Raw genomic sequence first — 11,278 nt, forward strand, 5'->3', positions numbered from 1 at the left:
CTGCAAACGTTGTTTCTATCCGTGTTTTATAAACATGAATATAATAGTCAAGTTTTAAATTGAGGGTTTTTCCCTAGCTGGGGATTGAGTGCATTCATCAGAAAAGCCTCCTTCGCAGGTTCCTGACTGCGAAGGAGGCCAGAAAACGATTGTATCTCCGTTGGTTAATCTGTTTCTTCACGACCACAGGTGCCGATGATCCAGCAAACTGCCGCTCCGATGAGCGCTCCAACTATTGGTGCCAGCCAGAACAACCAAAGCTGGTCCAGTGCCCAACCACCGTTGACAATCGCTGTTGCCGTGGACCGAGCCGGATTTAAAGATGCGCCCGAGATGGGGATCGCGATGATGTGCATGCATGTCAGCATCAGGCCGATGGCAAGCGGAGCGAGGGCTGCAGGTGCTTTTTTGGAGGTTGCACCAATAATAACAATCAAGAACAGCGCTGTGACTGTGATTTCGGTAATACCGACCGCAATTTCAGAAAAGCCGCCATTGGAGTGCTCTCCATAACCGTTGGAAGCAAAGCCCGGAGGGTCGCCCGGGCCATGGGCGAGAATGATCCAGAATACAAAGGCTGCTGTTGTGCCGCCAATCACCTGCGCGATGATATAGGGGACCACATCTGAGGTTGGGAACCGTTTTGCAGCCCAAAGGCCGATGGTCACCGATGGATTGAAATGAGCACCTGACACATTGCCAAACGCGTAAGCCATACAGACAACTGAAAGACCAACCGCAAAGGCAACGCCCAGCAAGCCAGATCCGCCATACCACTCAACCGGTGCATAGGACACCAATGCCCCACCGCACACAGCGGAGACCAGAGCAAAGGTTCCTACAAATTCTGCGCCTAGTTTCCTCAACATGACACTTCTCCTCATATTGATTTGAGGGAGGTATCACAGTGAGATTTCTAACTTACGTTTAGGGTAACCAGAAATCTAACGATTGCCTTAAGCATGCATTGCTAGATCCTTAGGAGGGCACTAGCATGAATGGAGGCGGAACTTCTTTTTTCTTCATATGGTTAGAAATGTGCCTCAGCCTCTTTCAGCTCGGCACATGCATGCCAATTGGTGATTTTGCATGTGCTGAATATGCCGAGAATGCCAAAGACCGCGAAACTGGAGAAGAGCCAAAAGGCTGAATTGGCAATGAGGCCAGCCAGAGCGGGTACTAAACACCACGGTGAATGTTTGAACCGTTGCCAGAGCAGAAGCTTCGTTTTCTTTGTCATCATCTGGTGTCAAATGGAGAGCGAACAGCTTCTGGAGATAGAACGACATGAAGTTTGCCTCGACTCGCAAGGAGGGCTGTCACTTACTCAAAATGTCGTTTTAAAACGCAATCATTATACCGTTTCAGGCATTGCAGCTATGTGCGTGAAACGGGCTCAGTGTTGAAGATTCTTCTAAATTGCTAATGCAATAATTTTGCTAGATCAATCCAAAAATAGGAGAAATATCGCGATGAAACGGGCTAGACTTACGGGATAAAACCCTTACCGTAACGGCATAACAGAGAGATTATGCATTAGAAATGCATCTAGAATCTCTAAAATATGCCATGGTTGGGGAGGCTGCCTTGAAGCGGTTGTTATCTGTATTGCCCGCACTTTCACTCGCTCTCATTCCGCTGAGTTCAGCACAAGCTGACGCCGATAGTAAAGTCAACGTTGAGGATGCAAGAACGTTTATTGAAACCTCCGAAAAAGCCATTCAGGAGATCGGCGAAGAAGCGGGCCGCGTTGCTTGGGTGAATGCTAATTTCATCACCTATGACACCAACTGGCTGAATGCGTTAATGTCGGAGCGCACCACGAAGCTCTACGTTTCTCTTGCCAATCAGACCAAGCAGTATGACGGCCTTGACCTTCCGCCAGACCTTGCTCGGAAAATGAAGCTTTTGAAGCTGAACCTGACATTGCCTGCCCCTGAGAATGACCCTGCCAAGATCAAGAAACTTGCGCAGATCAATACCGAGATGGAAACCATTTACGGCACGGGCAAGTATGAGATTGATGGCGAGGCGCTGTCTCTTTCCAAGATCAGCCGCATCATGGCGACAAGTCGTGATTACGATAAGCTGCTGGAAGTCTGGAAAGGCTGGCGCACTGTCTCTCCGCCTATGAAGGACATGTACACGGAGATGGTCGGCATCGCCAACCAGGGTTCCAGTGAGCTGGGCTTTAAAGACACTGGCTCCATGTGGCGTTCCAAATACGACATGGATCCGGATGAATTCCGGCAGGATGTTGATCGCCTCTGGGGTGAAGTGAAGCCGCTTTACGACAGCTTGCATTGTTATGTACGCGATAAGTTGGCAGATCATTACGGGGCCGATAAAGTACCTGCGGACGGGCCAATTCCTGCGCATTTGCTGGGTAATATGTGGGCTCAATCCTGGGGCAACATCTATCCGCTTGTTGCTGCTGATGGGGACGAGCAAGGCTACGACCTGACCAAGTTGCTGGAAGAGCAGAACTATACGCCGCTCAAAATGGTGAAGACGGCGGAAGGGTTCTTCACCTCGCTTGGCTTTGACCCGCTGCCTGAGACGTTTTATGAGCGCTCGTTGATTACCGAACCGCGTGACCGTGATGTGCAGTGTCATGCATCTGCCTGGAACGTGGATGGCAAGGATGATCTACGCATCAAAATGTGCACCGAGGTGACGGGGGAGGATTTCAATACCGTCCACCACGAACTAGGTCACAACTTCTACCAGCGCGCTTACAATCACCAGTCGCCTATGTATCAGGATGACCCGAACGATGGGTTCCACGAAGCGATTGGCGACATGGTGAGCCTGTCCATTACGCCTAAGTACTTGAAGCAGATCGGCCTTCTGCCGCTTGATGCTTCAGAAGAGGTCAACACCAACATCCTGTTGGCTCAGGCACTGGACAAGATCGCATTTCTGCCATTTGGCTTGCTGGTAGACCAGTGGCGCTGGAAGGTGTTTAACGGTGAGCTGACTCCAGACACCTATAACGACGGTTGGTGGGACCTTCGCGAGAAGTATCAAGGCGTTGCGGCTCCAGTTGACCGTGCTGCGGATGCGTTTGATCCGGGTGCCAAGTACCACATTCCCAACAACGTGCCGTACACACGCTATTTTCTGGCGCACATCTTCCAGTTCCAGTTTTACCGTGAGGCTTGTCGCCTTGCAGGATGGGAAGGACCGCTGGCAGCGTGCTCCATCTATGGCAACAAGGAAGTTGGCGAGAAGTTCAACGCGATGTTGGAAACAGGCGCTGCGCTTCCATGGCAAGACAGTCTGGAAGCCTTCACCGGAAGCCGTGAGGCCGACGCGACAGCTATTCTTGAATATTTTGCTCCACTCCAAGCTTATCTGGACGAGCAAAATTCTGGCAAATCCTGCGGCTGGTAGACCAGCAAGGTAATCCTGCCGGCCTTGATGCCCTACAAGTCCGCCGGATATTATCAAACCCCGTCTTTATGGCGGGGTTTGTTTTATTTGGAGGCCTGTTGGAGCAAGTTTGGATGGGCTAGAGTTTTGAACGCAGGGAAAACGGAGGCATTGGTCATGAGCGAGGCGCAAAGCATCACTGTTCAAATGAGGGCCCTTACCGTCTCGGACATGCCTTTATTGCATGAATGGCACAACCAACCCCATCTGCGGCCCTTTTATGAGCGTGAGCCCAGCACGCTTGAGCAAGTAACAGAGCGCTATGCGTGCCGCGTTTCAAATAATCATCCAACCAACTGCCTGATCGCGGAGCTTAACGGCGCGCCCTTCGGTTATCTGCAATGGTATCTGAACCGCGACTTTCCAGAGTACGGCACTGGTACAATTGGCATAACAGCTGGTGTTAGCTTCGATTACTACATCGGCGATCCTGCTTCCCTAGGCCAACAACTAGGAACAGTCATGCTGAATGCTGCAGTTGAGCATGTGAAGCCGCTTGTCTGCGTTGAGGATCAGTTCTTTTGCGTTGGTCACCGACCCGAAAACACCTCTGCACTCCACTGCTCTCAATGCGCAGGCTTTCGCTATTGCAAAGTCTTCACAGAGGATGGATTGCCCCACGAGCTTTATATGAGGGATGAGAGATAAGGCTCATAAGCCTACTTAAAGTTGTATAATGAACGTGCTAACTTCAATTCAAACATTGTTTGATTTGAGATTTTCATGGGCGCAGATGATTGGACAGACGAGGAGAATGATCTTCTTGTCGCTGAGTATTTTGAAATGCTGAAGTTGGGGCTTCAAGGTCAGAGTTTCAATAAGGCTGCTCGGCAGAGAGAACTTGCGCGCTCTATTCCAAGGTCGGTGAAAGCCATTGGACGGAAACAGCAGAATGTAAGTGCTATTCTGGAAGACCGCAATCAACTATGGATCACTGGCCTCAGTCCAGCCGAACATTATCAAAAATCTCTCAAAGATGCAGTTCAACGGCACTTAGATGCACGACAACAGGAGGACTTGCAGCAAGTTCCAGGAGAACGAATGGAGCTTGATGAAGGACCTGAGGAGTATATTGCTCCGCCTCGCTCCCAAGCTTCGACGATTGAGCCCACCACGCCTCGCAATGTGGTTCGTCGGGCGCAAAAGCTGGATTATGCAGAGCGGGATGCGAGCAATCGGGAACTTGGCAAGCTAGGTGAGGCATATGTTGTTCAACTTGAGCAACAACGGCTGAAGAAAGCTGGAAGAACTGACTTAGCCGAGAAAGCCATTTGGGCTTCTGAAGAGGAAGGCGATGGGCTTGGGTATGACATCCGCTCTTACGAAATTGATGGTACTGAGCGGCTCATTGAGGTGAAGACCACGAATGGTGGGCGGGAAACACCATTTTACATCTCCGAGAATGAACTGAGCTTTTCGGAGGATGAGCCGGAGAAGTTTGTGCTTGTCCGTGTCTACAATTTCTCTGAGGAACCCGCTTGTTTCGAGCTGCGGTCGCCTTTGGAGCAGAACCTCTCGCTGAAGCCTGCGGTTTACAAAGCAGTTCCCGAATAAAGAGGACACCCATGCTTTTTTCCGTTTGTTACAGGTTGGTCGGCTGCGCAAGTGAGCAGACCTAAAACATAAGGCTTTCTTTCAAGAAAGGCTTCTTTGTGGGGGGCTTGGGTTAGACTTTGTAAGTCAAGCTTGGAACTTGCGGCGGGTTGGTTGAAATCAGGGATCAGAGTACATCAGATTACAATCTCCAATGGCAATTATGTGTTTATCATCAATTGGAGATTTGGTTTTCATGCTTGCATCCATCTGCTTTCCAACTGCCAGGCATAGAGGCAGCACGGTCAAACGGCGGGCATCGTTTTTGGTCGCCTGTGCTCCGGTAGTTTTGATGATGACACTCTCTCAGGCGCAGGCTGAGCAGCAGACGCTTTTTTATGGCGGCGATATTCTGACAATGGCCGATGAGAAGGCGGATCGACGCAAAACAGTCAAAGCGCTGATTGTTCGAAATGGCGAAATCTCTGAGATCTTCACGTCGGACGAAGACTACCAAACCTATTTATCCGACAGCGCTGTCACCAAGGTCAATTTGGGTGGGGCTATCTTAATGCCCGGCTTTATTGAGCCACATATGCATATGCCGCTTGTGGTGAACTATGCTGCGGTTGCTGACCTTTCTCCTTGTTTGCCAGAACCTTACAGCTACCGCACCTATGACAACCAGGTTAACCCGCGTTTTAAAGACAAAACCGTTTGCAAATATGATGGCAGTATTGAGACTGGTTTTGAATGGACGTGGAATGTCTTGAACAGTGCACCCAATCGCTGGGTGCCTTTTGCGCCGGATGGGACGCCCACAAAACAGGCCTGGATTGTGGGGAATGGCATTGATCCTTCACGGTTTGGTGTCACGCCAGATGAGATCCAGCGCGTTGTTGCTTTCCGCTCCCGTCCCGCCGAGGAAATCAGTGAAAGTGTTGAGGGTGCTGATGCGCATCCTGTACTTATTCTGGATCAGTCCGAACACGTTGCCTATGTCAATGGGAATGCGTTTGTTGCTGCCAACATCTGCACTGCCTGGCCTTGTGGGCCGGAGATAAACAGGAACAAGGACATGCCTGCGCCAGACCCTCTTGGCAAATGGGAGGTTTATACTGGTCAGGATGGGAACGCCTATTACTCCGGCTTATTGCAGGAAGAAGCGGCTTACAGGCCGTTTGTTGCGAAAATTCAGGAGATGGCAGGTGTGCCTGCCAGTAGCCCCTTCTTCTTCATGGATTATGCGGAAGGCCTCAAGGCCGTTGCTCCGGTGGTTGAAAAGATTGCGGCGGCTGGCGTCACGACCATTGTGAATGGTGGTGGCTTCACTGTTCCTATCATTCAGCTCAACAAAGACGTTGCGCTGCATAAAGATGAGGCTGGCAATTTCACAGCTCCGTTCCGTATCCGCACGCTTATTTCGGCTACGGCGATTGATCCCAGTGAGCATAGTAAAACAGCGGTTGAGATTGCCGAGGCGGAGATGACGTCTTTGTGGCCTAACGAGGTTTTGAGCAAAACGACGCTGATAAAGAACACGCAGGGCCGCTACGGTGCGACGGGCATCAAGTTCTGGGCGGATGGTTCAACGCAGGGGTGCTCGGCTTATCTCACTCAGGGTTACAACATAAATGGCATATGCGTGGATGAGGAGAATGGCAAGAAGACTGCCGTTACTGGCTCGCATGGCGCGAACTATCAGTTTTTTATGCCGGATAATGATGAAGAGCCGGATTTGAGCAAGATTGCCGGAGGGGATGGAAGCTTTCTGGCGGCTTTGCAGCCCTTCTGGAGCAAAGGCTGGCCTATTCAAATCCACACCAATGGCGACAAGGCGATCAAGGCCGTTGCGATCACCACATTGGGGCTGAGTACCGGGCGGTGCAACGAGTATCCTGTGACGCTTATTCACGCGACTGTTGGAGGGGACCCTGCGACTTCACCCAGCTCAGTTGCGCAGTATTTGTGGGAGCTGACCAAAGTTGCAAGGCGGGTGCATTGCAAAAACGAGGGAGGCCTTCCTCTAAATTTCATCGTGTCACACCTTACCGGTCATGTCGGGTATTGGGGTGGCGGGTTTGTTAGCCTGCTGGATGGCAAGGATCTCAATAATTTAGGTGCGGACGGAGACCCGAACGGACGGGCGCCGACACTGGATGCCACCACGTTGGATGTTCGCGATAACATCCCCTTCACGCTGCACAGTGATGCGCCTATCGCGCCGGTGAATCCGCTTTGGTATGTTGAGCAGATGGTCACTCGCAACACCTGGGTCTATCCAGATATCAAGGGCAGTCAGGTCAAAGATATGCCTGACAGCAAGTGGGCTGGAAACCGAGATGGCCGGCCCATCTATGAGAACCTAAAGGGCATCACCGCCGTTGCAGCCGAGCAAACGCTGATTGATGACAAGGTTGGCACGCTGGAGCAGGGCAAAGTGGCTGATCTGGTCATACTCGACAGGAACCCGCTTGATGCAGATAGCGACGTGAACAGCAGTGTCGCCATCAACAAGATCGAGGTTTGCTACACGTATCTGGCAGGTAAGCAGTGGAAGCCAAAGAGCTTTTCTGATGAGGCCTGCGGAAAGATCGAGATAACCGACTGATGGGTTTGCGCAGAGTATGGCTCGCTTCAAGCTCAGGTGCTGCGGCTCCTTAGATCCGGGGAATAGCTCGCACCTGTTCGTGCTGCTAGGGTCATATTTACCAAGGCGCTGACCTGCGGGCTTAGTTGCCCGGCCGCAGGCCAGCAGGATGCTCATTTTGTGCTGTGTGCACGGGCGATGACACGGGGTGTTGTGAGATCGCCGGAGCATCGAAAGGCACAGTGCGTGAGTGCGCACGGGCGGGTGGTTGGAACACCCGGTTTTGCGCGCGTGATGGGATTAAGCCGTTTTGCCTGTTTAAGTGTCAGGCAAAGACTGGCTTATTCAAGAAGCGATATTTTGGATTTTTTTGGCTGCGGATGGGCGACCCGCTCCAGTATTCCGCAGGTCTTTCTTAATGCTTCCAGTCGGTCGCGTAAGGCTTGTTGCAGAGTGAGCAAAGCATCGCGTTCCCGGCATTCCTGCATCCGCTCATTCAGCACTCATTTCTGCTTTGCGTATCTTTATCCGAAAACCGGTTTCCACTTTTCGGAGATACGCTCCAATTGCTGCATATAAGCCAGATTTTCCAAATCCGAGACGGCTATGATGACTTCGTCAATTTCATTTTGAAGCGTGTTTGTGGCGCTACATGCGCATGCGGTGTCGTCCATTCTCGAGGCCCTCTGTTTGTAGGGTGTGGAAAGACCGCGACAACAACGAGCTTTTAGGACTCGCTGGCGAGCGGGATTCACAACCTGACAACGACAGATGAGTTTATTCTCCCCGAAGGAGGTATTGTATTTCCCTCTCATAGCAAAGGGTTTGCGCGCCACCTATAAAGCAGGCACAAAAAATCCGCCAGTGACGGGAGCGGTTACCGCTGTCTTAGAGAGGTTGTGAAGCCTCGAAAAACAGGATGGCGGCAGATGCATGCGGTGTCAATGGGGAGTTGTTGCAGGTGGGGAGGAGCTTAGATGGACAAAACGAAATGCTTAATTGATCTCAGAATGGTTTTGCTGAAAATTAAAAGTTCGTCTACTTGTTATAGAATGCTAATCCATACCGAGCGCATAGCCTGTCTGAAGTAGAGCAGATAAGAGAACAGCCATGTTAAAGTTTCATCGAACGAGCATTCTCGAGTCGTCGGCACAAACAGTTGTAAACACAGTCAACACTGTTGGCGTGATGGGAAAAGGGCTGGCCGCTGCTTACAAGAAAAAATATCCAGAAATGTTTCGCAAATACAAAGTTATTTGTGATGCAAATATGTTGGTAGCCGGCTCCTTCTGGTTATGGAAAGGCTCGGATCAATGGGTGTTGAACTTTGCAACAAAAAAGCATTGGCGAAATCCGTCTAAGTTTGATTATATTGAGGCTGGCCTTGTTGAATTTCGAGAAAAATACAATGAATTAGGAATACGCGAGATAGCATTTCCGCGCCTTGGATGTGGAAATGGGGGCCTCAATTGGGATGAAGTTAAACCAATGATGGTCCATTATCTTCGAAACTTGCCAATAGACATCTATATACACGACTTTGAAGCCAATATTGGAAAACCTGAGCATCATTTTGTCTCTCACAAATGCCGCTTCGCAGGAAGTTTTGACGACTTCGTCGAGGATATAGTACTCCTCTTAAAGAGAAGTCATGGGCACTTAAAACCTTTGTATTACTCGGATGAGTTAAACCTTCATGTTGATTCAAAGAAGAATGTTTTTCGTGAGAACGGCGAGCAAACTCTTATTGCAGATGAAGAGGACTTATTTAGAATCTGGCGCACACTAAAATCTAGTGTCTTGACCAGAGACGCACTACCAGAAACACCATATGATAATGCTCTTCCTATATTTTCGTTACTGTCGTACTTGCCGTACATTCGCCCTGTCAGGGTCTCAGATTTACATGGCAAAAGCCAGATAGCTCTAGAGATGCTCCGAGCTAATAATAGCTTAGACCTCAGTAATAGCGATAACATTCAGGATGAATTTAAATGGGGTTAACACTGCAAAGGTGGCAAGCCCATTTGCAATACTGGCAACCACGATTTCAAAATACGATCAGACAGCACTGGCCTGCACACGTTTTTCGGCATGAGCCCTTAGATAACATATTGAACGTTCTATCTAGTGGCTCCCTTCTTTCTAGGAATGCAGCTATAGGGCAAATTTCTAATGATGTTGCTCTAGAAGACATCATCAATTGCAATAATGCGGCCCATGATAGTGTTCGCCTATATTTTAGACCTCGAAACCCTACCCAATACCACATTGAAGGCATTAGAAAGCAGCACGAGTATTATCACGGTAAACACGCTGGTGTACTTATCGTACTCGTGTTTGATGCTTCTGATTTGATAACAAGGGCTGACGCCCAGTTCTCTGACGGGAATATGCAATCAAACCAGACCAATGTATATTCAAATAATACCGGTTTCGGGCATCTAGATTTTGCAAAAATTTATCACGACACCCATTCACCTGATGCAGACACAATCAGAGCAAGATGTGCGGAAGTTCTTATCCCATCACCTCTAAATTTAGTTGGGCCTCTGCGTTCAATTTTAGTGCGTTCTCAAGCTGAACGAATAATGCTTGTTGAGAAATTGCAGACTTCCCAACTTAATACATTTATTCCAATGGTATCTGTAGTTCGTCAAAGTGGTATCTTCTTCAACCATTATAGCGGCATCGAATATGTAGATATTGAAAATCCGTTTATCACCTTTGAAGCAGTCCAAAGGCGTGATGGCCAAAGTATTGATCTCGAGATTGAAGTTTGGGATCAATCTCGCACTCAGTTGCTTTCATCAGGGAGAAATCAAAATTGCTCTCCTGCAACTAAATACCGATGGGATCCTAACCTAGCCAGCGGTTTGTATTTCCTCATAATAAGAATTGATAGCACTTTAGCATTTGAAGGCTCTATCCAAACATAATCAAAAACTGAAATTTGGTTCTGATGAGTTCACACTGTTTGCTGAACTTAACACCCAGTTGGCGGCGGCTTCTACTTTAAGGGAAGAAGGCGGGTTCTGTTGCTTTTCCATGGTGGTGATGACGAGTTTTTGGGTCTCGTCCACCTGATCCTCAGGCAGTTCAAAGATCAATTCATAGTGCACCTGCAGCAGCATTTGCGCGTCTAGATTTGCCGTTTCCAGAACCTCTTCTATACGCACCGTGGCACGGCGGATTGCATACTACTTGAGCCAATGTCTGAGGTGACGCCTCATGGGTCCCGGCTCGGGGGCCGGGAAGACACCGAAGGGGGGTGGCTTGGCGGCTTCGGTGTTCGTGGTCTGCAGGTGGGTAAAGGCTTTATGTGCGTGGTTTTGTGTGGCCCGGGTTGGCGGGGTGCTTGGCCCGGGATCACACTGTTTGCTGGGGCTAACTGCCTTGCCCTGAGGAAAAAGAGGCGCTAGTGCGCCTCTTCCCAGTTGGTGGCGGCTTCGGCTTCCACTTTTAGGGGGACCGAGAGCTGGAGGGCGGGTTCTGTTGCTTTTTCCATGGTGGTGATGACGAGTTTTTTGGTCTCGTCCACCTGATCCTCAGGTAATTCAAAGATCAATTCATCGTGCACCTGCAACAGCATTTGCGCGTCCAGATTTGCCGTTTCCAGAACCTCGTCCATACGCACCATGGCACGGCGGATGATATCTGCCGCTGAGCCCTGAATTGGGGCGTTGATGGCTGCGCGCTCGTAGAACTGGCGCATGTTCG

At 49.8% G+C, this 11,278-nt stretch carries 9 protein-coding genes and 1 pseudogene; 6 read left to right on the plus strand and 4 right to left on the minus strand.

The features are described 5' to 3' along the window. Nucleotides 1-164 precede the first annotated feature (164 nt). On the minus strand, nt 165-869 hold the full coding sequence (gene aqpZ, locus PPL9_RS13500) for an aquaporin Z (RefSeq protein ID WP_057463164.1): 705 nt from the start codon (nt 867-869) through the stop codon (nt 165-167). Between the two features lie 718 nt (nt 870-1,587). On the opposite strand from aqpZ, the gene PPL9_RS13505 reads away from it, so the two are divergent. The 4 genes from PPL9_RS13505 to PPL9_RS13520 all read left to right on the plus strand — a co-directional run bounded on the left by PPL9_RS13505 (nt 1,588) and on the right by PPL9_RS13520 (nt 7,579). Continuing rightward, on the plus strand, nt 1,588-3,396 hold the full coding sequence (locus PPL9_RS13505) for a M2 family metallopeptidase (protein WP_082596863.1): 1,809 nt from the start codon (nt 1,588-1,590) through the stop codon (nt 3,394-3,396). A 156-nt stretch (nt 3,397-3,552) separates the two neighbouring features. Then, nucleotides 3,553-4,083, plus strand: a complete 531-nt coding sequence (locus PPL9_RS13510; protein ID WP_161831290.1) for a GNAT family N-acetyltransferase — start codon at nt 3,553-3,555, stop codon at nt 4,081-4,083. A 75-nt stretch (nt 4,084-4,158) separates the two neighbouring features. Further along, on the plus strand, nt 4,159-4,989 hold the full coding sequence (locus PPL9_RS13515) for a DUF3883 domain-containing protein (RefSeq protein WP_057463167.1): 831 nt from the start codon (nt 4,159-4,161) through the stop codon (nt 4,987-4,989). Between the two features lie 331 nt (nt 4,990-5,320). Then, nucleotides 5,321-7,579: an amidohydrolase family protein gene (locus PPL9_RS13520; RefSeq protein WP_161831292.1), complete on the plus strand. Its 2,259-nt coding sequence runs from the start codon at nt 5,321-5,323 to the stop codon at nt 7,577-7,579. A gap of 320 nt (nt 7,580-7,899) precedes the next feature. Here the strand turns inward: PPL9_RS13520 and PPL9_RS34220 are convergent. Continuing rightward, nucleotides 7,900-8,232: pseudogene (locus tag PPL9_RS34220) on the minus strand (hypothetical protein). A 436-nt stretch (nt 8,233-8,668) separates the two neighbouring features. Here PPL9_RS34220 and PPL9_RS13530 point away from each other — a divergent pair. Together PPL9_RS13530 and PPL9_RS13535 are read left to right on the plus strand one after the other, a co-directional pair. Beyond that, entirely contained in the window at nt 8,669-9,562 is an 894-nt protein-coding gene (locus PPL9_RS13530; protein WP_057463169.1) for a macro domain-containing protein, read from the plus strand. Next, the gene (locus PPL9_RS13535) at nt 9,553-10,497 is read left to right on the plus strand and encodes a DarT ssDNA thymidine ADP-ribosyltransferase family protein (RefSeq protein WP_057463170.1); all 945 of its coding nucleotides are present in this window, start codon (nt 9,553-9,555) and stop codon (nt 10,495-10,497) included. Before PPL9_RS13530 ends, PPL9_RS13535 begins: the two co-directional genes overlap by 10 nt. On the opposite strand, the gene PPL9_RS13540 is transcribed toward PPL9_RS13535, so the two are convergent. Next, the gene (locus tag PPL9_RS13540; protein WP_082596844.1) at nt 10,498-10,752 is read right to left on the minus strand and encodes a DNA polymerase; all 255 of its coding nucleotides are present in this window, start codon (nt 10,750-10,752) and stop codon (nt 10,498-10,500) included. Between the two features lie 224 nt (nt 10,753-10,976). Further along, on the minus strand, nt 10,977-11,278 hold a 302-nt coding region (locus PPL9_RS13545; protein ID WP_057463172.1), incomplete at its 5' end, for a DNA polymerase.

The sequence above is a fragment of the Pseudovibrio sp. POLY-S9 genome, from assembly GCF_001431305.1.
GTDB lineage: Bacteria > Pseudomonadota > Alphaproteobacteria > Rhizobiales > Stappiaceae > Pseudovibrio.

Bases quoted from the DNA above. Each gene is read 5' to 3' on its own strand.
- aqpZ (WP_057463164.1), bottom strand. From the start codon at position 869: ATGTTGAGGAAACTAGGCGCAGAATTTGTAGGAACCTTTGCTCTGGTC.
- PPL9_RS13510 (WP_161831290.1), top strand. From the start codon at position 3,553: ATGAGCGAGGCGCAAAGCATCACTGTTCAAATGAGGGCCCTTACCGTC.
- PPL9_RS13515 (WP_057463167.1), top strand. From the start codon at position 4,159: ATGGGCGCAGATGATTGGACAGACGAGGAGAATGATCTTCTTGTCGCT.
- PPL9_RS13520 (WP_161831292.1), top strand. From the start codon at position 5,321: ATGATGACACTCTCTCAGGCGCAGGCTGAGCAGCAGACGCTTTTTTAT.
- PPL9_RS13530 (WP_057463169.1), top strand. From the start codon at position 8,669: ATGTTAAAGTTTCATCGAACGAGCATTCTCGAGTCGTCGGCACAAACA.
- PPL9_RS13535 (WP_057463170.1), top strand. From the start codon at position 9,553: ATGGGGTTAACACTGCAAAGGTGGCAAGCCCATTTGCAATACTGGCAA.